Here is a 22,519-nt window from a genome sequence, read left to right as displayed (position 1 = left end):
GTTTGAATTTGCGATAGATGTTCCAGTAACTATAGGTGGTAAATATTTGTATGTGGCGTTTCTCCTCTGTTTTCCGTCCATCGCTTTGGTTGCTGGCAACCGCCGCCTTGTCCGTCGTTTTTCCTGCCCATGCTATTAATGAGGGCATGCGTAAACGTTTTGAACTGGCTGAAAAAAATATTCATAAACTGACCGATGCCCAGGCCAAAAAAGTCTTAAAAGAAATGCAGGCTTATCCGCTGCAGCCTTATCTGGAGCTGGAATGGTTAAGCAAATCGCTGGATGACACAGGTGCAGTAGTGCGTTTTATGCAAGAGCATCAGGGCACCCCACTGGAACGAACCTTACGCAAACGCTGGCTGATTTATCTGGCGGACCGTCAGCAAGCCCAGCTTTTTCTGAAAAACTATCAATATGGCTCGGATGTGAGTTTAGATTGTAAGGCGCTGGAAATGCGGCTGGTGCTGGAAAAGCCAGTAGCTGTATGGCCTGCAGTGCGTGACTTATGGGCTGTAGGTAAAACACGTCCTGATGAATGCGACCCTATTTTTGACCGCTGGCGTAAAGCAGGTCAGCGCACACCAGATGCGGTCTGGCAGCGTGTATTAGCTGCAGTAAAGGCCGACAATCAGCGCATGTTGCCTTATTTGCGCAGCTTGCTGCCGCAGAATCAGAAGTACCTGGCTGAAAAGTGGGTGCAGGTGATGGATAACCCGTCCTTGGTGTACCGCAAAAACTTCCTGCCACTGCGTAGCCCTCTGGAGCGTGATTTAGCAGCTTATGGTATACAAAAGCTGGTATGGAAAAAGCCAGATCAGGCCATTGATGTCTGGAACAGATTTGCTCACGACCCGGCTTTCAGCAACGAAAACCGTGCTGTGACGGCTCGTCAGATTGCTATAGCCTTAGCCAGTAAAAACGATCCCCGTGCTGATAAATTTATCGCCATAGTGCCAAACGAGTACAAAGATAAATTATTTGTGCAGTGGCAATTGGCCAGCTTATTACGCAAAAAGGATTGGTACGCCGTTATTGAAGCGGTCAAGGCTTTACCTACAGAGTTGGCTGAAGAAGACTCGAGCCAATACTGGTTAGCCCGCGCTTATCAGCAAGTGAACTTAAAAGAATCCTCAGTGCATATTTATCAGCAACTGGCCAAGCTGCGTAGTTATTACGGTTATCTGGCTGCTGCTCATTTAGGTCAGCCACCTAGTCTGGCGCATAAACCAGTGCCAGTATCCGCTACCGACTTTTTAGCTTTTAAAAGCAGTGCACCAGTGCGTCGCATGAAGGAATGGCAAGCAATTAAACGACCTAATGCAGCCAAGCGTGAACTGACGCATTTACAGCAATACGGCAGCGATTTACAAAAATACAGTGCCGCTAAACTGGCCTTTGAGTGGGGTTGGTACGACAACGCTATAGTAGCACTGGCCAAAGCAGGTTATTGGGATGATGTAGATTTACGTTTCCCTATGGCCTTTAATAAAGAAATTCAGACCTACTCGAAGAAAGCCAGGGTCGATCCGGCCTGGGCTATGGCGATAGCACGGCGTGAAAGTACCTTTATTCCAACGGCTAAATCGCCTGTTGGCGCCCATGGCCTGATGCAAATTATGCCGGCAACAGCCAAGCATATTACTGGTCGTCGGGTCCCTGTTGAGCAGTTGTATAATCCGGTCACCAATATTAATTACGGTACTTATTATCTGAATTATCTGATGAAAAATACCGGAAATAACGTGGTATTCGCCACAGCATCCTACAATGCCGGGTTTAGCAGGGTGAAATCCTGGATCCCCAAAGATGGTTCAGTGCCGCTGGATATCTGGGTGGAAACTATTCCTTTTAAAGAAACCCGTGACTATGTCAAAAACGTCATGATGTACTACCAGATCTACAGCTTAAAAATGCAGAAAAGCCAGCATATTTTTGAGCCTCTGGCCGAGATGCGGGTAGGGATAGAGGGCTAAGGCTCTCGTGGTACAATGGTTTTGAATTAATAAATATTTATTGGGATCCGAATTTATGCGTCCAGCTTATCAAGAACTTTACGCCGCTCATTTATTTGTGTTGCAGCAACGCACTAAAGCCGTATTGGCCCGCGAGAATCTGGACGCTTTAGTGATCCACTCAGGCCAGGCTAAACGCCAGTTCCTCGACGATATGGATTATCCGTTTAAAGTAAATCCGCTGTTTAAAGCCTGGATCCCAGTGGTAGACAACCCGAATTGCTGGTTGATTGTTGATGGTGTGAATAAACCTAAACTGGTCTTTTATCTGCCAAAAGACTTTTGGCATAAAGTGCCTGACGCTCCCGATTCGTTCTGGTCTGGTTTTTTTGATATTCAGATTCTGGAAAAAGCCAATCAGGTTGAGCGTATTTTGCCTTATGACAAAGGCCGTATGGCGTATCTGGGCGAACATATTGAAGTAGCAACAGCTTTAGGTTTTAGCGAAATAAACCCTGAGGGCGTGATCAGCTATCTGCATTACCACCGAGCCTACAAAACTGACTACGAGCTGGCCTGTATGCGTCAGGCAAATAGCATTGCAGTCGCAGGACACAACGCTGCCAAAGCCACCTTTATGGCGGGTGGTTCAGAGTTTGATATTCAGCTGGCTTATCTGGCTGCAGTGGGTCAGGGCGAAAACGAAGTGCCTTACGGCAATATCATAGCGCTGAATCAAAACGCGGCTATTTTGCATTACACAGCTTTAGAGCGAAAAAAACCGGACCAATTCCATTCGTTTTTAATAGACGCTGGTGCCAGTTTCCATGGTTATGCTGCTGATATTACCCGTACTTATAGCTTTTTAGACGACGAATTCGCTGCATTGATCAATGCCATGACTGATAGTGAACTCAAACTGGTGGATGGCTTAAAACCTGGTATCAAATACCCGGATTTACATATCGAAGCTCATCAGCATATTGCAAATATTCTGGCCGACTTTAACTTTGTGCAGATGTCCGCTGAAGGCATTCTTGAATCCGGTATCAGCCGTACTTTCTTCCCGCATGGTTTAGGTCATCACCTGGGTTTACAGGTGCATGATGTCGGCGGTTTTATGGCCGATGAGCGTGGTACTCATGTGGCTGCTCCTGCTGATCATCCATTCCTGCGTACCACTCGTCTGGTCGAAGCCAACATGGTCTTTACCATTGAGCCTGGTTTGTATTTTATTGACTCTTTATTGGCTGATTTAAAAGAAACTGCCCATGGTAAAGCGGTGAACTGGGATAAAGTGGCTGAATTCCGTAAATACGGCGGTATCCGTATTGAAGATAACGTCATAGTGCACAAAGACCGCAATGAAAATATGACCCGTGAGCTGAAGCTGGCTTAAGGTGTTTTGATGTCCGGTTGCTGGGTATTGGCTAAAACGGTTTCGTCTGAGCAAGAAATCAAACGCAGCCGTTTTTTATGTACTTTATGGCCGATACAAAGTCTGGCAGAAGGCCAGCAGATTATTCGTCAGCAAAAGCAGCAACATCCACAAGCAGCTCATGTCTGCAGTGCTATGCTGTTGCCAGCAGGTGCAACGGGTCAGCCGCAAGCCTTCAGTGATGATGGTGAACCTTCTGGTACCGCAGGCAAACCTATGTTGGCTGTATTGCAAGGCTCTGGCATGGTAGGGCTTTGTGCGACTGTAGTACGTTATTATGGCGGCATTCAGCTGGGCACTGGCGGATTAGTCCGTGCTTACAGTGATGCAGTACGACAAGCTCTGACGCTGGCACAACGCGAATTTATACCTATACGGCATCAGGCCACTTTGTCTGTGCCTTATGCCGTTTTTGAAGCCATACAGCGCCTGTGGCAAAACCGCTGGTTGATAGACCAGCAAGAGTTTGACCAGCAAGTGCGATTAACAGTACGTATCGCTCAAAGCGACCAACAGGAATTTGAACAGCAGTTTATGCAGACCATACTCAGACTAAAAGAATCACAAGCCACCTTGATGTGGCATAACCCGTCAGAGCAGGATTCCTGATGCAATACCGTTCCATCATCCGTATTTTAGGTCTGCTGGTTACCATCTTCAGTATTACCATGTTGCCACCAGCCTTTGTTGCTTATTGGTATCAGGACGGCGCTGGCGTGCCTTTTTTATTGTCTTTTTTCCTGTCCTTGTTGATTGGTTTTGTGGTTTGGTATCCAAACCGCAATGAGAAATCTGAACTGAAAGTGCGGGAAGGCTTTTTAATAGTGGTGTTGTTCTGGACCGTATTAGGTGCAGTAGGTGCCTTACCTTTCTGGCTGACAGAAAATCCTGATATGAATCTGGCGGCCAGTATGTTTGAGTCTTTTTCAGGCTTAACCACCACAGGCGCTACAGTGCTGACCGGTTTAGAAAGTCTGCCCAAAGCTATTTTGTATTACCGCCAGCAAATGCAGTGGTTTGGCGGTATGGGGATCATCGTATTAGCTGTGGCTATTCTGCCTATGTTAGGGGTAGGGGGCATGCAGTTGTACAGGGCTGAAACTCCGGGTCCGGTCAAAGATAACAAAATGACGCCGCGTATAGCTGATACCGCCAAGCATCTGTGGTTTATCTATCTGGGGATTACTATCGCTTGTGCTGTCTCATTTTATGTCGCGGGTATGAGTGTTTTTGATGCGATTTGCCATGCATTTTCTACCGTAGCTGTAGGAGGTTTTTCTACCTACGACGCTAGTATTGGCTACTTTAACAGCGTCAGTATTAATATGATTTGTGCCATCTTTTTATTGATTAGTTCAGTCAATTTCCCTCTGCACTTTGCCGCGGTAAGAGGCAAAAATATTAAAACCTATTGGCGCGATCCTGAGTTTAAAGCCTTTGTCGCTATTCAACTGGCGTTGATGGTGATCTGTTTTCTGGTGCTGTTGGAAGAGCAAATTTATCCTGACTGGCAAAGTGCGTTAAACCATGGATTATTTCAGTCCGTGTCTATGTCGACTACTGCAGGTTTCTCCACCGCAAGCTTTTCCAGCTGGCCGCTGTTTTTGCCTATTCTGTTAATTTTCGCCAGCTTTATCGGTGGTTGTGCTGGTTCCGCTGCTGGTGGTTTAAAAGTAGTGCGGGTACTGCTGCTATTTTTACAGGGCAAAAGGGAGTTAAACCGCTTAGTACATCCACGTGCTGTGTATTCGATCAAACTGGGCCGTCGGCCAGTACCGGATCGAATAGTAGAAGCCGTCTGGGGCTTTTTTGCCGCTTACGCTTTTGTGTTTGTCGTCATTATGTTGTTGCTGCTGTTGGTCGGCATGGACAATATCAGCGCTTTTACCGCTACAGCGGCCTGTTTAAATAACTTAGGCCCTGGCTTAGGGGAAGTGGCAGCCAACTTTGCATCAGTGCCTGATGCCGGCAAATGGGTACTGATTATGGCGATGATCTTCGGTCGTCTGGAAGTATTCACCTTGTTGGTCTTATTCACAGCTGTGTTTTGGAAGGATTAACAGGTAGTACAGCTGCCTGTATAAAAGGGCTACCTATCTAGCTCACAGGTAATGAAGATACTGAACGGATTCTGCAAAAATAGCAGCAGTTGCCTTATGGTTATATTCGGTATTGGTATACGCCGAGCTATGAAAGGGCACTGTAGAGCAAAGCCTTTATGAACGCTCCCACAGCTTTAACCGAAAGAGAATAGTGTTTGCTTAGTTGCTAAATGCACGTTTTCTATGCCTGTTGCTATGGGGGGAGGCTCGAAAGCATCAAACATCGCAAATCTATAACTCTAATTGTCATACTTTGTACTAATTTGATTAAAGATATAGTTTCCCTTTTTAATCGTGGAAACTATAAATTCCTGTCCCCGTAAGTAGTTGAAGCTAACTCAAAAGCAAGGTAATGTCATCTTACTAAATTTGGATTTTTGGGTAAGCACTCCATTTGAGCGCAAGTCTACTTTACGGAAATGGATAAGCATGAATGTTATTGACAGTGTGCATGTAGAGGGTTTTTGGGGAGAACGGACTCTGAACTTTGAGTTTTATGGCGATGTGAATTTCGTGATCGGCATCAATGGCTCAGGAAAAACCACAGCTATAAACATAATTGTAGCTGCACTAACTGCGGATTTTCCTGAATTAGACAGGTTAGAGTTTACCCGTATAGCAATTAAACTGAAATCTGCTTTAAATAGAAAAAGACCTTCGGTCATTATCACAAAAAAACCAAATCAGGCGACTCCCTTTTCTGCCATTGAATATGAAATTAGAGAATCTGCTTCGGAGAAGCCTTTAAAGCTATCTTTAGATGATTTTGAAGAGCAAATGATGCTCCGTAGATATCCCCGACATTTTATAGATAGAGAAGTATTTCGGAGAAATGGTCACAGCCTTAACCGCTCTCTTGAAGGCTTAGTAAATGTAAGTTGGTTGTCTGTTCACAGATCTAGTGGAAGTAAAGATGACTATGAAGGGGAGAAAGAAATATCTACTGTTGACCGTAAGTTGAAAGAGCTAGTTAATCGCCTCGTTAGATATTTTTCAACCTTAGGTAAGGCAGGGTCTGAACAATTCGAAAACTTTCAAAAAGAAGTCTTTTTGTCAATGCTTTATAGGAAATCAAACAAGCCATTTTTTTCAACAGCTAAGAATCTCGACATAGTTGAAGAAAAAAATGCATTAGTTGGTATTTTCAACCAGTTCAAAGTGAAACCTAAAGAATTTAGTCAAAGAATAGATATCCACTTTGATGCACTAGCAAAAGCAAAAGAAAAGTTAACTTCAGAAGACACTGTTAATTTAAATACTACTGATATCTCTGTTCTAATTGGAACTGAAAGGATTGACTATATTGTCGAAGAATGGAATAAATCCATCGAAAAACGAAAAATGATTTTCGAGCCTAGAGATACTTTTCTCAAAATCATTAATTCGATGATGCAAAGAAAGTCTTTTTCAATTAACGCTCAAAACGAGTTACAGATAACTACTCAATCAGGTAAAGATCTTCCCCTTCATCGATTATCTTCGGGGGAAAAACAGTTATTAATAGTTTTGGGGGAGGCACTATTGCAGGAGAAGAAACCTTGGGTCTATATAGCTGATGAACCTGAGTTATCCCTGCATGTTAAGTGGCAGGAAAGTTTGGTTGAAAATTTAAGAGCTATAAACCCAAACTCTCAAATTATCTTCGCAACTCACTCTCCTGATGTTGTGAGTGTTTTTGGTAATAAAGTATTTGATATGGAGAAGATGCTTTAATGTCATTTACTAGAACAAACTCTGGCATAACTAATGGGCATTTATTTTATGATGCAGAAATAATTGTTTATACTGAAGGTGGTGGCAGAAGTATTTCAATTGAAGATGTAGAAAAAGGGATTTTTAATAGTAAATCTATAGATATTAAATTTTGGAATGGCCTTTTTAGCGCTGCTAAATTTAATAAAAAAGTCGAGTTCAGAGCGTTGGGATCAAAGACTGCTTCAAAAATAATAAGAGAAAAAATAATTTCAAATTCGATTAGGAACGTAGCCGTAGTAATAGATCGGGACTTGGACTTTATAAAGGAGCCACTCCCAGATTCACCATTTATATTATACACCAAAGGATATAGTTGGGAGAATGATGTATATTCTAAAGATAATACTATTGATCAATTGAATTCTTTCGTGTTAGAGCAAGATTTATCGGAACGTATTAAGGGTGAAGTAAGCTTGGCATATGACGATTATATGCGCATCAGTAGGCGGCTCTTACGTTTGGAAATAATATTTCGACGTCAAAATAAGAGATTCATAACAGAACTGAAGGGTGAAAGGTTTTTTGATTCAAAAAGGTCTCCCAGAATAAATAAGGGTCAAGTGTTGAAGTTGATAAAGGAGAAGAAAAACGAACTACCAACTAGGCCTGCAGTTTTGGATGAGCGCCTAGGCGGTCTATGTCCAATGAATAATAGTTATGGTAAGTTATTAACCCATCTTTCTTTGGCAATAGTATCTTTTTTTTGTAAGCGGCATTCTTCAATTACCTCGATTCCATTTTTGCTGTTCGAAAGTTCGATGTTGGAAAGATATATTCACAAGCAAGTTATGGCATGTGATGACTACTATAAAACCATAATAGATAGATTAGATACTGCTTGAGTAGATAATCTATCGTAGCTCTAAAGTTTAGCTAAATGACTTTTATTAAACAAAAATAGTGTTGGTAAAGGCGGTTTAAATTCAGACAGCAACTTCTATGCAGCTGTCTGATTGATTTTTGTGCAAAATTTTTCTTTTCCAAATTACATCAAATAAATATCGCGCTGACCTGGAATAAGCGTTCCACTTCAGTGATGTACTTTTTATCCACCAGAAATAAAATCACATGGTCGTCTGTTTCAATCACTACGTTATCGTGGGCTATTAATACTTCGTCGCCACGTACTATGGCGCCTATGGTCGCTCCTGGTGGCAGTTTAATCTGACCTATGGCCTGACCTACCACTTTTGATGTCGATTTATCACCATGAGCAACAGCCTCAATAGCTTCTGCAGCTCCTCTGCGCAGTGAGTACACGTTCACTATGTCGCCACGGCGGATATGGGTCAGCAGGGCTGAAATAGTGGCTTGTTGTGGCGATACCGCTATATCTACTTCGCCACCCTGCAGTAAATCCACATAAGCACCGCGTTTAATCAACACCATGGTTTTTTGCGCGCCCATACGTTTAGCCAGCATGGCCGACATAATATTGGCTTCATCGTCATTGGTAACGGCTAAAAATACGTCTACCTGTTCGATGTTTTCTTCTTCCAACAGCTCTGGATCTGAAGCATCACCAATATAAACCACAGTATTGTCCAAAGCGCTGGATAGGTATTCGGCGCGCTCTTTACTGCGTTCGATCAGCTTCACGCTATGGTTTTTCTCTAAAGCACGAGCCAAACCATAACCAACGTTACCGCCACCGGCTATCATAATGCGGTGATAGCTTTTCTCCAGCTTTTGTAGCTCGCTCATCACAGCGCGGATATGTTTAGTCGCTGCGACAAAAAACACTTCATCGTCTGCTTCAATGACCGTAGTACCCAAGGGCTTAATGGCATGACCACGACGATAAATAGCAGCAACACGGGCATCCACATGCGGCATATGCTGTTTTAAGGTGGATAAGGCATGGCCCACCAGCAAACCACCGTAATAGGCTTTTACCGCTACTAAACTGACACGGCCTTCAGCGAATTCCACCACCTGTAAAGCGCCAGGGTAGTCGATCAGGCGTTTGATATAGTCGGTGACCAGGGTTTCTGGGGAAATAAAGTGATCGACCGGCATATCGTCTTTGTTAAACAACTGGTCGCGGTATTTCAGATATTGATTGGTACGGATACGGGCAATTTTCAGCGGCGTATTAAAAATACTGTAGGCCACCTGACAGGCGACAATATTCACTTCGTCGCTGCTGGTGACTGCAATAATCATATCGGCATCTTCAGCGCCGGCACGTTTTAAAATATCCGGGTGCGCACTATGGCCATGCACCACCTGCAAATCGTATCTGTCTTGCAGGGCGCGCAGCTTTTCAATATTGGTGTCGACGACAGTAATGTCGTTTTGTTCACCGACCAGGTTTTCCGCTAAAGTGCCACCTACCTGACCTGCACCCAGAATTATAATTTTCATAAAGCCTCTGCGTTACCGCTTTGTCTTGCGAAGTTTGGCATAAAAGAAACCATCCATCTGCTGCTGGCCCGGCAAAATTTGCCAGTGCAAATCCGGGTGACTGTCGGCCAGCGGGATTAATTTTGCATCTGGGTAGTCTGCTAAAAAGGCCTGGATTTGTTGCAGGTTTTCTTCCGGCAACACAGAGCAGGTGGCATACAACAATTCGGCATCAGGTTTTAATAAAGGCCAGATCTTGCGCAGAATGTCTTGTTGTAGCTCGACTAATGGCGCTATATCGGTTTTTTTCCGTAACCAGCGAATATCAGGGTGGCGACGGATCACTCCAGTGGCTGAACATGGGACATCCAGCAATATGCGGTCAAAGGTTTGAAAACCAGCCCAGTCGTCCGGATCTGCAGCGTCAGCGGCCATCACTCGGGCATCTAAACCTAAGCGGTCCAGATTGTCGTATACCCTGTCTAAACGGCGTGGGTCTTTATCCAAGGCTAATACATCGGCTTCTGGCGCCAGTTCCAGAATATGGCAGGTTTTGCCACCAGGAGCGCAGCAGGCATCTAATACCGAATCTTTATTACGTGCGCCAAGGAAATAAGCGGCATGTTGAGCAGCACCATCCTGCACTGAAAACCAGCCATCAGCATAACCTGGTAATAAGGTCACATCAGAAGCTTGTTCAAGCAATAAGGCACAAGGCAAATAAGCAAAAGGCTGACTGGCGACTATGCCTTCGGCAGCAAGAGCGGCCAGGTAAGCTTCAGGCGTAGTACGTAACTGATTTACCCTGAGCCACAAGGGAGCTTTTTGCTGATTTTCATCCAAGATCTGTTGCCAGTGGTCCGGATAAGCGTGCTGTAACTGCGTGATGACCCAGCTTGGGTGGTTATACTGCACAGGTAAAGGCGCATCCTGAAAATCAAAAACTTCAGGTTTACGCTGTACTGAACGTAATACGGCGTTAATTAAACCTGTCAGGCTTTGGCCTTTTAATTCACGGGCCGCTTCCACTGTTTCGCCTATGGCGGCATGGTCTGGTACCCGTAAAAATTTCAGCTGATACAAACCAACGTAAATTAAAAACTGCAGCGGGCGCAGGTGTTTGACCAGCGGTTTATCCATCAGCTTCTGACAGACAGTTTCCAGTTGAGGCAAATAGCGCATCACGCCAAAACAGATTTCCTGCAGCAGGGCTTTATCTAAAGGCGAGTCCAGCTCTATCTGGGCTTTATGCAGAACTTCTGATAAGGATTTACCCTGATCCACCACCTGATAACAGGCTGTTGCCGCCAGAGCGCGTAAATTTTTACTCATCAGCTCTGCCCATCAACAGGGCTCAACATCTGGCCTGGTTGAAACCAGTCGGCGCGGCCATTAAGGAAATCCATCACTTTCATGGCTTTTTTGCCGGCAGGTTGTAATTCAGTGATCACCAATACGCCATCAGAAGTTTGAATGGCGATGCCTTTTTTATCCACCCGCAGTACCTGACCTGGTAAACCAGAGCCTGCTTCTGTTACAGCGCGCCAGATTTTCAGCTGCTGAGCACCCAGTTGCAGATAACTGATAGGCCAGGGGTTAAAAGCACGGATTTCGCGCTCAAGCGCTATAGCTGGCTTGGTAAAGTCTAATAAAGCTTCTTCTTTTGATAGCTTTTCGGCGTAGTTAGCTAACTCATCCTGCTGTGGCTGAGCATTGGCTTGCAGTGCTTCCAGATTGGCTAGCGCTTCTACTAGAGCTACTGGACCTGTGATCGCCAGTTTGTCATACAAGCTGGTGCTGGTTTCATCCACAGCTATAGGCGTGCTGACTTTACTCAGCATAGCGCCTGTATCCAGGCCTATATCCATCTGCATAATAGTAACACCAGACTCGGCGTCGCCAGCCCAAATGGCGCGTTGAATAGGAGCAGCACCACGCCAGCGTGGTAATAACGAGCCATGCACATTGATACAACCTAAACGTGGTGCATCGAGCACAGCTTGGGGCAGGATCAGGCCATAAGCCACCACTATCATCAAATCGGCATTTAAAGCCGCTAATTCTTGTTGGGCAGCGGCTTTTTTTAACGACTTCGGCTGATACACCGGAATATCATGTTGCAATGCCAGTTGTTTTACCGGACTTTGTTGTAACTGATGACCACGACCTGCAGGTCTGTCGGGTTGACTGTAGACGGCAATCACCTGATGAGGAGAATCCAGCAGGGCGGCGAGATGGCGGGCAGCAAAATCTGGTGTGCCCGCAAAAATAATACGTAAAGGAGTGGTCAAAATAGTTCCTGCTTGGTTAACGGGCTGCGAGGCGAGCTTCTTTTTCCAGCTTTTTCTTAATACGATCACGCTTTAATGGCGATAAATAATCGATAAACAACTTGCCCATTAAATGGTCCAGCTCGTGCTGTAAACAAATCGCCAGTAAACCTTCAGCCTGAATTTCAAACCACTCGCCTTTAGTGTTTTGCGCTTTGACTGTCACAGCTGCGGCGCGTTCTACTTTGGCGTAGCTTTGCGGCACAGACAAACAGCCTTCTTCGTATTCAGTGTCACCACTTTTGGCAATGATTTCCGGATTGATAAAAATCATCGGCTCGTCACGGCTTTCTGAGATATCGATCACGACAACACGCTTGTGCACATTGACCTGCGTGGCGGCTAAGCCTATGCCATTTTCGGCATACATAGTGTCCAGCATATCTGCTGTCAGTTGCTTAATTTCGGCCGTAACTTTAGGCACAGCAGCGGCTACTGTGCGTAAACGGTCGTCTGGATAATGTAAAACTGTTAATACTGTCATGGAACCTACAAAAGTCGTCTATGTTCAATTGGCTGTGCTATGGTCTAATTTTAGCCATTTATGCACAGTATGAATAGCTTAGTGTGCAAGAATTACTAATAAGTACGGATGGGGATGGTGTTATGCGACAGCAGCTTCTTGCTATTTTAGTCAGCTTCTCTGTGTTTTTCAGTCCTATTCTGCTGGCTGATGAGCTGAAACTCAAGGCTGATGCGCCTACCTTATATCAGGTTAAGGCAGGCGACACCTTATGGGATATAGCTGGTTTGTATCTGCAACACCCCTGGTTATGGCCACGGTTATGGAAGCTAAACCCCCAAGTGAATAATCCACACTTGATTTACCCCGGTGATGAGTTGCATTTGCAGTTTGATGCCGACGGCCAGCCGATACTGACTTTAAATAGCCAGCGAGCGACAACCAGCAGCTCCGAAGTTACGCAAGCTCAAAGCAATACCGCAGAGGCCGGCGCTATCAAATTAACCCCTCAAATTCGACGTATAGCAAAAGCAGAGAAAGCAGTGCCTTCTATCTCGCTTGCCGGGATCGAGCCTTTTTTATCAGAAGAACAACTGGTCTCAGAAGACCAATTGGAAAGTCTGCCTTATGTGTTGGGTGGCAAGGATAATGTAAAAAACGCCGTATCTGGTCATATGCTTTATGTTCAGGGGGAGTTGGATCAAACTCGGCGTTATGGCATTTACCGCCAGGGTGAAGTGTACGAAGACCCACAAAGTGGTGATGTCTTGGGTTATGAAGCCGTATTAATGGCAGAGGCTAAAGTATTGCCGCCCGCTATGGTAGACGAGCAGCAAATCAGTCGGATTGAAGTGCAAAAATCCAGAAGGGAAGTGAAACAAGGTGATCGTTTATTACCTATGCCACAGCAGTCGATGTATCCGGACTTTTTTCAGCTGCAATCGCCAGAAACTGTAGTTTCCGGAGTAATAGTGGATAGCGCGTCTGAATGGCGCGAGTTTGCCAAAGGCGAAATTGTGCTGCTGAATCAAGGCCAGAATGCTCAGCTGCAACCCGGTCATCTATTGGGGATCTTCCGTCCGTCGCCCGCAGTCGTTGATTTTGGCGATAAACCTTCTTATCCGGAAGATAGCGATAAGCTGCAGCGTATTTTGCATGAAGTGGTAGGTTCTGCCGATGAAATGCCCACCGAATTAGTGGGGCAGCTGATGATAGTTAAAGTGAGTGAACACAGCAGTTTTGCGATGATTTTACGCACAGAGCAACCAGTACGGGTCGGGGATTTAATAGGTAATCTCTGATGTTTTAACAAAGGAGAGGAACATGGATGACCTCGAGCATTGGATCCGTTTAGCTGCTATTCCTTCTATGGACAGGCTAAAGCATCAGCAGTGGGCAGAGCTGGTTTCGTCAGCTGATTTCTATCAATTGGATGATCACCAGCTGCAGCAGCTGGGTTTTACCCCTGGCCAAATCCAATGCCACAGGGCTATTACTCCACAGCGTATCGAGCATTGCCTGGAGTGGCTACAAAGCAGCCCCGATCACCATTTTATCCGTTACACAGACCCACTTTATCCTGAATTACTCAGCCAGATTAAACAGCCTCCTTTTGCCTTGTTTATCAAAGGTAATCCGGCTTTGTTAAACGAAGCGCAGATAGCGATAGTGGGGAGTCGTCAGCCCACGGCCACAGGTAAACAAGTGGCCTTTAACTTTGCTGCCGATTTATGTCGTTTAGGTTTAACTGTCACCAGTGGTATGGCCAAAGGCATAGATGGTTGCAGTCACAGAGGGGCTTTGTCAGTACAGGGCAACACCATAGCAGTGCTTGGCCATGGTTTTGATACGGTTTATCCGGCGCAGCATAAAGAGCTGGCAGCTGAAATTGCCTGCAGCGGCGCTTTGGTCTCGGAGTTTTTACCTGATGTACAGCCTAAAGGGGATCACTTTCCGCTGCGCAATCGTATAGTGGTAGGCTTAAGTTTAGGGACTTTGGTGGTGGAAGCTGCGCTTAAAAGTGGCTCTTTGATCAGTGCAGGTTATGCTGCAGAGTATAGTCGGGAGTTGTTTGTGATCCCAGGCTCTATCTACAATCCGCAGGCGGCAGGCTGTCATCAGCTTATTCAGCAAGGTGCTAAATTAACCACTTGTGTGGCCGATATCATAGAAGAATGGAGCTTTTTGCAAAATAACAGTCTAAGTACTGTAAAGGACAAAGAAAAAAATTTACAAACGGACTTGTTTGACGACAGCTTGTTGGCTAACGTAGGTGATGAGGCCACTGCGATTGATCGTATAGCAGAACGTAGTGGTTTATCTGTAGCGCAAGTCTCAATTGAATTACTTCAGCTGGAATTGGCCGGTGAAGTGGCAGCAGTACCTGGTGGTTACATCAGAGTGAGGAGGGCCTGACTATGTTTGATATCCTCATATATTTGTTTGAAAACTACATCCACAACGAGTCAGAAATTTATGTGAATCATGCCGATCTGCAGCGTGAGCTCAGCAAAGCTGGTTTCCATGATGATGATATTTTTAAGGCCCTGCGCTGGCTGGATTCTTTATCTGCCTTGCAGGAAAGTCATGTTAAGCCCTATTTAACCAAAGTGAATTCGACCGCAGTACGTATTTATACTGTGGAAGAGCAACGTAAGCTGGAGACTGAGTGTCAGGGTTTCCTGCTGTTTCTGGAACAAATCAACGTGCTGGATGCGCCCACCCGCGAGATGGTATTGGACAGAGTCATGGACCTGGATCAGAGTTCTGTCAGTCTGGACGATTTAAAATGGGTGGTGTTGATGGTGCTGTTTAATGTGCCTGGTCGTGAAAATGCTTATGCCCAGATGGAAGACCTTATTTTTGACGAACCTACAGGGCCGCTGCATTAAGCGGCCTTTTTCGTTATAATCCTGCCAGTTTTCTTCTATGGCCTTTGTATGTCCCAGTCTGACGATACACTTTTTCAACACGAAAAAACCGCAGAGCCTTGTCCTCTGTGTGGCCATGCTTTGCAGATTAAAAGTGGCAAAAACGGGCCTTTTTTAGGCTGTAGTAACTATCCGGTCTGTAATTACCTTAAAGCGCTGCATCCACATGAAAATACAGTGGTAAAAGTGTTAGAGGATCAATTTTGTCCAGAATGTGGAAACGAGTTGGCGGTGAAAAATGGTCGCTACGGTATGTTTATCGGCTGTAGCCATTACCCACATTGTCATTTTGTGGTGCATGCCGATGAACCTGAACCCAGCGATGTGCCTTGTCCGGAATGCAAAAAAGGTCAGTTGCTGGAGCGTACCAGTAAATATGGCAAGGCCTTTTATGGCTGCAGCAGATATCCAGACTGCAAATGCCTGCTGAATTTTAAGCCTGTTTTAGGGCAGTGCCAGTTCTGCAACTATCCACTTTTAATGGAAAAACCTTCGGCTTCTGGTGTGAAACTACTGTGCGCCAGTAAGAAATGTCAGAAAGTGCAGGGCAGTTAAAACGCAGTATCAGGATTGATGACAAATAAAAAAGGCCCACAAGGGCCTTTTTGCTAACAGCAGATCTGCTATTGCAGTTGCTTTAAGCGTGCCGCCACTAAATCCAGTTCAGGGAATTCCTGCTCTGGTAAATGTTGACGCAGCAAATCAAAACGTTGTGCTAGTTCGCTGGTGCTGGTGGCGCTTAAATTGATATGGCCCATTTTGCGACCCGGTCTTTTGCCTTTGCCGTACCAGTGCAAATGGCAGCTTGGTAAGCTTAACACTGCAGGGCTGACATGATCTTCGCCCAGAATATTCACCATCAAAGTGGGACGCACTAAAGCTGTGCTGCCCAAAGGCAAACCACAAACAGCCCGTAAATGGTTTTCAAACTGGCAGGTGTCGGCGCCTTGTTGGGTCCAGTGTCCTGAGTTATGCACCCGTGGCGCTATCTCATTCACCAGCAGCTGGTCACCCACCTGAAAAAACTCCAGTGCTAATACACCAACATAATCCAAAGCGCTGGCTACAGCTTCAAACATCTGTTTTGCTTGTTGCTGCAATTCCTGCTGACCAGGTAAAGCGAGAGATACCGCCAGCACACCAGCGACATGATGATTTTCTGTCAGAGGGTAGACCACCATATCGCCGGCCTGATTACGGGCTCCGACTAAACTGACTTCACGGTCAAAACGGACAAACTGCTCAGCCACTATAGCTTGAGGTAAAGTGTGATCAGCGCCCGCCATAAACTGCTGGATGTCAGTCCAGACAGCTTGCGCGTCAGCCTGAGTTTTTAAGCGCCATTGGCCTTTACCGTCATAACCTGCCAAAGCACTTTTCAGCACCAGTGGCAAACCCAGCTGTTCAATCGCCTGATAAAAATCCTGTTCAGTCACGACAATTTTATAAGCAGCGTTGCTCACGCCTGCTTTATCCAGCAGTTGTTTTTCCTGACGGCGATCGCCACCTGCTTTTATCGCAGTGCTGTTTGGTAAAAACTTACCGCTTTGCTGACACAGATCCTGCACCGGATAAGGGATATGCTCAAACTCAGAGGTGATCACATCCGCATTGGCTATAGCTTGTGCCAAACCTGTCCCCAGCTGTTGCTGAGTGACAGGATCAACAATAGTGTCGCTGTTTACATCATAAGCAGAGACTTTTAAATTCAGTGGAGTACCTGCCAGACTCATCATACGAGCCAGTTGACCAGCACCTAAAACCAGAACCTTCATCAATTATTCCTCGGCTGGATTCGGGTGAGCCAATACAGAGTCGGTTTGTTCTTTACGGAAGGCATCAATTTTGCTCATCAGCTCTGCATCAGAGGTCGCCAGAATTTGTGCTGCCAATAAACCAGCATTGGCTGCACCTGCATCACCAATAGCCAGCGTACCCACTGCAACACCTTTTGGCATTTGCACTATGGATAACAAGGAATCCAGACCTTTTAAGGCTTTAGACTGCACAGGCACACCTAAGACCGGCAGGCTGGTAAAAGCCGCCGCCATACCAGGTAAATGCGCTGCACCACCAGCACCGGCAATAATGACTTTTAAACCACGACCAGCGGCATTAGTCGCGTAGTCAGCTAAAAGTTGCGGAGTTCTGTGAGCTGAAACAACAGTGGTTTCATAGGCAATTTGAAAACGATCTAACATATCGGCCGCGTTTTTCATTGTGGGCCAATCAGATTTAGACCCCATGATAATACCTACTTTCATCGTTGTTTCCTTAAAGCTGCAAAGAACTGGCATAATAAGGCCGCTATTATAGCCATCTGGCGGCTGCCAGGAAAACTTTTGATCAAAAACCTCAGATACAGGACTTAGAAAAGTGACAGATATCCCATCTGCCGTGACCGCCCTGCGACAAGGTCAAGTGATTGCCTACCCAACCGAAGCTGTGTTTGGTGTCGGCTGCGACCCGGATAATAGTTTGGCCATCGAAAGCTTGTTGCAGGTCAAACAAAGGCCAAAATCCAAGGGCTTAATCTTAATAGCTGCGGACTTTTCCCAGTTGATTCCTTATATTGCAGCCGACAAGCTCAGCACAGAACAAACTCAGCTGATGCTGGATTCATGGCGCGACAGTGCAGGTGTGAAAGACAAAGCTGCCGTGACCTGGGTAGTGCCGGCGTCAACACGTTGCAGTGATTGGCTGACAGGGCAGTTTGATAGCATTGCGATTCGGGTTTGTGATCACCCTGTAGTGCAGCAGTTATGTCTGGCTTTTGGTAAACCTATCACGTCCACCAGCGCGAACTTATCCGGCCTTGAGCCCTGTCGCAGCACAGCCGAAGTTCAGCAGCAACTGGCTGATAAAGTTGCTGTAATAGTGGATGCGCCAACAGGTGGACGTGCTGTGCCGTCAGAAATACGTGATATCACTACAGGCCATATTTATCGGGCGGGTTAATAGCCGCCTGCGAATCAAGAGATAAGCAAATGCAAAACGTCGATAAACATCAGGTAAAAGCTTTTTTAATGGCACTGCAGGACAGCATTTGCGCTGAGCTTGCCGCTGCTGATGGCGCAGCAGACTTTGCAGAAGAAAGCTGGGACAGAGCCGAAGGCGGTGGTGGTCGTAGCCGTGTACTGACTCATGGTGCTGTGTTTGAGCAGGCTGGTGTGAATTTCTCACATGTGTTTGGCGATAAGATGCCTGGTTCAGCCACGGCGCACCGGCCTGAACTGGCTGGGCGTAAGTTTGAAGCTATGGGCGTATCTTTGGTGATCCACCCGTTGAATCCACATATCCCCACCAGTCACGCCAATGTGCGTTTTTTTATCGCGGAAAAAGAAGGTGAAGCACCAGTCTGGTGGTTTGGTGGTGGTTTTGATTTAACTCCTTTTTATCCGGTGGAAGCTGATGTAGTGCATTGGCATCAGGTGGCCAAGGACTGTTGTGATGGTTTTGACGCCGCTTATTACCCTAAATACAAAAAATGGTGTGATGAATACTTCTACTTAAAGCACCGCAACGAAACCCGTGGTGTAGGTGGTTTGTTTTTTGATGATTTAAACGAGCCAGGTTTTGAGCAAAGTTTTGCTTTTATGTCTGCTGTAGGAAAAGCCTTTACTAAGGCTTACGTGCCTATAGTGCAGCGTAATAAAAACAAAGCCTATTCGGAAGCGGAGCGCCAGTTCCAGCTGTATCGCCGTGGCCGTTATGTCGAGTTTAATCTGGTATTTGACCGAGGCACTTTGTTTGGTTTGCAAAGCGGTGGTCGTACCGAATCTATTTTGATGTCGATGCCACCTTTAGTGCGTTGGGAATATGGTTATCAGCCTGAAGCAGGTTCGCCGGAAGCTCTGTTGTATCAACGTTATTTAATGCCACAAGATTGGCTGGGCCTGAACGGATCACAGCTTTGAATGTCTGTTTAGTGTCTGCTTGTTGTATCTCAGGAAAAACTAAATGATAAATATCAATGTATTGTTATTGTGTGGTGGCGGCAGTGCTGAACACGAAGTATCACTTCGCAGCGCTGATTTTCTCGAACAACAATTAGCAGCTTTGCCGGGTGTTGCAGTGACCAGGGTTGAGATGCAGAAAGACCGTTGGCTGGCTGCTGACGGCACTGAATGTAGCTTAGGCTTAAACCGTCAATTGCTGACTGGCGATAAAACCCTTTTAGTTGATTATGTGGTGCCTTGTATTCACGGTTACCCGGGCGAAACCGGTGATCTGCAATCTATGCTGGAGCTGGCCGGCTTGCCTTATCTGGGCTGTGGGCCGGAAGCCAGCACTTTGTGTTTTAATAAAATCAGCACCAAATTATGGTTATCGGCCGTTGGTATTCCAAATACCCCATATTTGTTTTTAACCGAAGCGTCAACGAACAGCCTGCAACAAGCCAAACAAGCGCTGACCAAGTGGGGTAGAGTCTTTGTGAAGGCGGCCAGTCAGGGCTCTTCGGTGGGGTGTTATGTGGCCAATACCGAAGCTGAGCTGATCCAGGCTATTGACGACGCTTTTGGTTATTCAGAGCAGGTCCTGATTGAAAAAGCGCTAAAACCGCGCGAGCTTGAAGTGGCTGTTTATCAATATGGTGACGAACTGATTGCGACCCATCCTGGAGAAATTTGTGTGCCGCAGGACAGGTTTTATTCTTACGAAGAAAAATACAGCAACGCCAGTCATACTACCACCAGTTTGGAACCTGCCGGCCTGACCGAATCTCAAATTGCTACAATGCAGCAACTGGCCTTAAAAGCATTCAGACAACTGAATTTACGGCATTTGTCGCGGGTCGATTTTTTCCTGACCGAAGACGGTGAGATTCTGCTAAACGAAATTAATACTTTCCCCGGCATGACCTCTATTTCAATGTTCCCGCAAATGCTGGCACATCATGGTCATCAGTTTGGCTTGTTTTTACAGCAGATTTTGCAGCGTGCTGTGCCGCAGCAATAATCATTGAGTAAATAAAACACCAGGAAAGAGAAGGGGGCGAACTGCCCCTTCTTGTTGTAATGGATAGTTGTGTTTAGTTATCTCGATTAATCATATGGCTGGCCAGTTGCGCCAGCGAATGACTTAAGCCCTGGCGCAACAACTTGTCTTCTACCACTTCAGCCAAAGCTTTATCCATACAAAACATCCATTGATCGCGCATCTGCTGATCCACAGCAAAAGGCATGTGGCGCATCCGCAAACGTGGATGACCGTATTTTTCTTCAAACAAAGCCGGGCCGCCCAACCAGCCGGATAAAAACTCAAAAAACTTTTGCCTTATGCTGTCCAGAGGCAGAGGATGGATAGCATATAGTTCAGCGGCTTCCGGTGCTGTCGACATAATGTCGTAGAATCTGTTGGCCAGACGCCGTGTTGCTGCTTCGCCGCCAATCAGCTCGTAAGGCGTGGTCGCCGGAGTCGGATGTGGCTTGCTATTTGGCTGGCTTTTATTAAAAATCGCGTCAAACAACTTTTTCATGGTGAACCTGTGGACCGTTACGCTGTATTTGGAAATCCTATTGGGCACTCAAAATCGCCGCTGATCCATAGCTGGTTTGCCAAACAAACCGCACAAGCTTTGAGTTACGAAGCCATTTTAGCACCGGTCGACGCCTTTGCCGACAGCTGGTTTAGCTTTGTCGCTGCTGGTGGCCGTGGTGGCAATGTCACAGTGCCTTTTAAAGAGCAGGCTTATCAGTTAGCAGAACAACTCAGTGAACGTGCTTTGCAGGCAGGTGCGGTTAACACTCTCTATATAGATAAAGCAGGTGTGCTCTGTGGTGATAACACCGATGGTTTAGGTTTAGTCGCCGATTTAACCCGGCTGGGAGCGCTGCTTCAGGATGCTTCAATTTTAGTATTAGGTGCCGGTGGGGCTTGTCGTGGTGTAGTAGGGCCTTTATTGGCTGCTGGTGTAAAGCATATTCATATAGCCAATAGAACTGCAGCTAAAGCTGAAATTATTGCCGGGCTGTTTGATAACAGGGTAACAGCATCAGGTTATAACGAAGTGCCGGCTGAAAAATGGAGCCTGGTGATCAACGCGACTTCAAGTGGGCTGGAACAACAAAGACCGCCGTTAGCAGAACAACATCTGCAACACTGCACCTTGGCCTACGATATGTTGTATGGCAAAGCGCCGACAGCTTTTCTGATCTGGTGTCAGCAACAAGGTGTGCCTCAGTGCGCTGATGGTTTAGGTATGTTGGTCAGTCAGGCCGCTGAAAGTTTTGCAATATGGCGTGGTGTTAAACCTGATGTTACTCCAGTACTGCAGCAACTGACGGCTATGGTGAAAGCATGAACCAGCAACTGATTTTTAATCATGACTTCAATTTTGATGAAAACACCGATTCAGTCAGCTGTAGTTGTTTAGCTGCAGGTATGCGGTTACAAGTCTATATAAAGAAGCCACAAGGCTGGGATAACCAAAGCTGGCTTGAGCAAATAAAAGAAGACTGCTTTTATTGGGAAGAGCAAATAGAGGAAGCGGCCAAAGCAGACCGCTTTAATACAGATGGGATCTTGTATCTGGATGGTTCAGCTTAACGGCTCGGCCAGATACTCATCTTTTAATATCACGTAGTTAATAGCAGACTGTGTCAGAAAACTACGCTCTGCTTCATTCAGCGGCCTTGCTTGTTTCACCGGGCTACCTACATAGAGATAACCAGACTCTAATCTTTTGCCTGGTGGTACCAAACTACCTGCACCAATAATGACATCGTCTTCTACTACAACGTCGTCCATCACTATAGCGCCCATACCAACCAGAATACGATTCCCTAACTGGCAGCCGTGCAACATCACTTTATGTCCTACTGTGACATCGTCTCCTATAAGAAGAGGAGAACCGCCCGGGTTCTTTATGGTCGGACGCGATACATGCAGTACAGAACCATCCTGCACATTAGTACGCTCACCAATACGGATAATGTTCACATCACCCCGTGCTGCTACTAATGGCCAGATACTACTATGAAGGCCAATTTGAATATCGCCGACTAAAACAGACGATGGATGCACATAAACCCCGTCAGCAAGCTGTGGAGTTTTACCTTTATATGAAGTTAATGACATAAGAATTTCCTCTGCTGCTGCAGGATTATGCGACAAATGTTGAAAAAAAGCACGGTTCGATTGAATTTCAGGCTGTCGCACTCAAAAGTATAAGTTTTCTTAAAAAGAGTATTGCACGCTGGC

23 protein-coding genes are annotated in these 22,519 nt (G+C 45.9%); 15 read left to right on the top strand and 8 right to left on the bottom strand.

The window, feature by feature from the left end; all coding sequences use genetic code 11:
* Positions 1 to 50 precede the first annotated feature (50 nt).
* The 6 genes from LSG34_RS15545 (at position 51) to LSG34_RS15520 (ending at position 8,089) form a co-directional block, all read left to right on the top strand.
* On the top strand, positions 51 to 1,973 hold the full coding sequence (locus LSG34_RS15545; RefSeq protein WP_233010023.1) for a transglycosylase SLT domain-containing protein: 1,923 nt from the start codon (positions 51 to 53) through the stop codon (positions 1,971 to 1,973).
* A 55-nt stretch (positions 1,974 to 2,028) separates the two neighbouring features.
* On the top strand, positions 2,029 to 3,351 hold the full coding sequence (pepQ, locus tag LSG34_RS15540) for a Xaa-Pro dipeptidase (RefSeq protein ID WP_233010022.1): 1,323 nt from the start codon (positions 2,029 to 2,031) through the stop codon (positions 3,349 to 3,351).
* A 9-nt stretch (positions 3,352 to 3,360) separates the two neighbouring features.
* Positions 3,361 to 3,999, top strand: a complete 639-nt coding sequence (locus LSG34_RS15535) for a YigZ family protein (RefSeq protein WP_233010021.1) — start codon at positions 3,361 to 3,363, stop codon at positions 3,997 to 3,999.
* Positions 3,999 to 5,450 (top strand): TrkH family potassium uptake protein, encoded by a 1,452-nt coding sequence (locus LSG34_RS15530; protein ID WP_233010020.1) that lies wholly within the window; start codon positions 3,999 to 4,001, stop codon positions 5,448 to 5,450. The genes LSG34_RS15535 and LSG34_RS15530 overlap by 1 nt, the downstream gene beginning before the upstream one ends.
* Before the next feature lie 471 nt (positions 5,451 to 5,921).
* Positions 5,922 to 7,205, top strand: coding sequence for an AAA family ATPase (locus LSG34_RS15525; RefSeq protein WP_233010019.1), 1,284 nt, complete (start codon positions 5,922 to 5,924; stop codon positions 7,203 to 7,205).
* Positions 7,205 to 8,089 carry a hypothetical protein gene (locus LSG34_RS15520; protein WP_233010018.1) on the top strand — a complete coding sequence of 295 codons (885 nt, stop codon included), beginning with the start codon at positions 7,205 to 7,207 and terminating at the stop codon, positions 8,087 to 8,089. The genes LSG34_RS15525 and LSG34_RS15520 overlap by 1 nt, the downstream gene beginning before the upstream one ends.
* A 148-nt stretch (positions 8,090 to 8,237) precedes the next feature.
* On the opposite strand, the gene trkA is transcribed toward LSG34_RS15520, so the two are convergent.
* From trkA to def, 4 genes are read right to left on the bottom strand one after another with little or no spacing between them, the layout of a single operon-like run.
* Entirely contained in the window at positions 8,238 to 9,614 is a 1,377-nt protein-coding gene (gene trkA / locus LSG34_RS15515; protein WP_233010017.1) for a Trk system potassium transporter TrkA, read from the bottom strand.
* Between the two features lie 12 nt (positions 9,615 to 9,626).
* Positions 9,627 to 10,925 carry a 16S rRNA (cytosine(967)-C(5))-methyltransferase RsmB gene (gene rsmB, locus LSG34_RS15510; RefSeq protein WP_233010016.1) on the bottom strand — a complete coding sequence of 433 codons (1,299 nt, stop codon included), beginning with the start codon at positions 10,923 to 10,925 and terminating at the stop codon, positions 9,627 to 9,629.
* Entirely contained in the window at positions 10,925 to 11,884 is a 960-nt protein-coding gene (gene fmt, locus LSG34_RS15505; protein WP_233010015.1) for a methionyl-tRNA formyltransferase, read from the bottom strand. Before fmt ends, rsmB begins: the two co-directional genes overlap by 1 nt.
* A gap of 16 nt (positions 11,885 to 11,900) precedes the next feature.
* Complete coding sequence (def, locus tag LSG34_RS15500; RefSeq protein WP_233010014.1) at positions 11,901 to 12,407, bottom strand: peptide deformylase; 507 nt, start codon at positions 12,405 to 12,407, stop codon at positions 11,901 to 11,903.
* Positions 12,408 to 12,529: 122 nt separating this feature from the next.
* On the opposite strand from def, the gene LSG34_RS15495 reads away from it, so the two are divergent.
* The 4 genes from LSG34_RS15495 to LSG34_RS15480 are packed head-to-tail and all read left to right on the top strand — an operon-like array spanning position 12,530 to position 15,871.
* Entirely contained in the window at positions 12,530 to 13,687 is a 1,158-nt protein-coding gene (locus LSG34_RS15495; protein ID WP_233010013.1) for a LysM peptidoglycan-binding domain-containing protein, read from the top strand.
* 22 nt (positions 13,688 to 13,709) lie between these two features.
* Positions 13,710 to 14,801 (top strand): DNA-processing protein DprA, encoded by a 1,092-nt coding sequence (gene dprA / locus LSG34_RS15490; protein ID WP_233010012.1) that lies wholly within the window; start codon positions 13,710 to 13,712, stop codon positions 14,799 to 14,801.
* A 2-nt stretch (positions 14,802 to 14,803) separates the two neighbouring features.
* Positions 14,804 to 15,277, top strand: a complete 474-nt coding sequence (locus tag LSG34_RS15485; protein WP_046519776.1) for a DUF494 family protein — start codon at positions 14,804 to 14,806, stop codon at positions 15,275 to 15,277.
* Between the two features lie 48 nt (positions 15,278 to 15,325).
* Positions 15,326 to 15,871: a DNA topoisomerase family protein gene (locus tag LSG34_RS15480; RefSeq protein ID WP_233010011.1), complete on the top strand. Its 546-nt coding sequence runs from the start codon at positions 15,326 to 15,328 to the stop codon at positions 15,869 to 15,871.
* A gap of 68 nt (positions 15,872 to 15,939) precedes the next feature.
* On the opposite strand, the gene LSG34_RS15475 is transcribed toward LSG34_RS15480, so the two are convergent.
* Positions 15,940 to 17,091 (bottom strand): 5-(carboxyamino)imidazole ribonucleotide synthase, encoded by a 1,152-nt coding sequence (locus LSG34_RS15475; RefSeq protein ID WP_233010010.1) that lies wholly within the window; start codon positions 17,089 to 17,091, stop codon positions 15,940 to 15,942.
* Positions 17,092 to 17,094: 3 nt separating this feature from the next.
* Positions 17,095 to 17,580, bottom strand: a complete 486-nt coding sequence (gene purE, locus LSG34_RS15470; protein ID WP_233010009.1) for a 5-(carboxyamino)imidazole ribonucleotide mutase — start codon at positions 17,578 to 17,580, stop codon at positions 17,095 to 17,097.
* A 112-nt stretch (positions 17,581 to 17,692) separates the two neighbouring features.
* On the opposite strand from purE, the gene LSG34_RS15465 reads away from it, so the two are divergent.
* Genes LSG34_RS15465 through LSG34_RS15455 form a run of 3 tightly spaced genes read left to right on the top strand, consistent with a single transcriptional unit; the run spans position 17,693 to position 20,275 of the window.
* On the top strand, positions 17,693 to 18,274 hold the full coding sequence (locus LSG34_RS15465) for a Sua5/YciO/YrdC/YwlC family protein (RefSeq protein WP_233010008.1): 582 nt from the start codon (positions 17,693 to 17,695) through the stop codon (positions 18,272 to 18,274).
* Positions 18,275 to 18,303: 29 nt separating this feature from the next.
* Entirely contained in the window at positions 18,304 to 19,233 is a 930-nt protein-coding gene (gene hemF / locus LSG34_RS15460) for an oxygen-dependent coproporphyrinogen oxidase (RefSeq protein WP_233010007.1), read from the top strand.
* A 43-nt stretch (positions 19,234 to 19,276) separates the two neighbouring features.
* Positions 19,277 to 20,275 carry a D-alanine--D-alanine ligase gene (locus LSG34_RS15455; RefSeq protein ID WP_233010006.1) on the top strand — a complete coding sequence of 333 codons (999 nt, stop codon included), beginning with the start codon at positions 19,277 to 19,279 and terminating at the stop codon, positions 20,273 to 20,275.
* A 73-nt stretch (positions 20,276 to 20,348) separates the two neighbouring features.
* Here the strand turns inward: LSG34_RS15455 and LSG34_RS15450 are convergent, their stop codons facing one another.
* On the bottom strand, positions 20,349 to 20,795 hold the full coding sequence (locus LSG34_RS15450; protein ID WP_233010005.1) for a group II truncated hemoglobin: 447 nt from the start codon (positions 20,793 to 20,795) through the stop codon (positions 20,349 to 20,351).
* 9 nt (positions 20,796 to 20,804) lie between these two features.
* Here LSG34_RS15450 and aroE point away from each other — a divergent pair, with 9 nt between their 5' ends.
* Complete coding sequence (gene aroE, locus LSG34_RS15445) at positions 20,805 to 21,620, top strand: shikimate dehydrogenase (protein ID WP_408636173.1); 816 nt, start codon at positions 20,805 to 20,807, stop codon at positions 21,618 to 21,620.
* Positions 21,617 to 21,865, top strand: a complete 249-nt coding sequence (locus LSG34_RS15440) for a DUF1488 domain-containing protein (protein ID WP_233010003.1) — start codon at positions 21,617 to 21,619, stop codon at positions 21,863 to 21,865. The genes aroE and LSG34_RS15440 overlap by 4 nt, the downstream gene beginning before the upstream one ends.
* Here the strand turns inward: LSG34_RS15440 and LSG34_RS15435 are convergent.
* A complete protein-coding gene (locus LSG34_RS15435) occupies positions 21,857 to 22,396 on the bottom strand; it encodes a gamma carbonic anhydrase family protein (RefSeq protein WP_233010002.1) in 540 nt (179 codons plus the stop codon). The genes LSG34_RS15440 and LSG34_RS15435 overlap by 9 nt on opposite strands.
* Between the last annotated feature and the right edge of the window lie 123 nt (positions 22,397 to 22,519).

This window comes from Rheinheimera faecalis (genome assembly GCF_021290965.1).
GTDB lineage: Bacteria > Pseudomonadota > Gammaproteobacteria > Enterobacterales > Alteromonadaceae > Pararheinheimera > Pararheinheimera faecalis.
The sequence above is the reverse complement of the archived record's forward strand: the minus strand, read 5'-3'. Positions and strand labels throughout refer to the sequence as shown.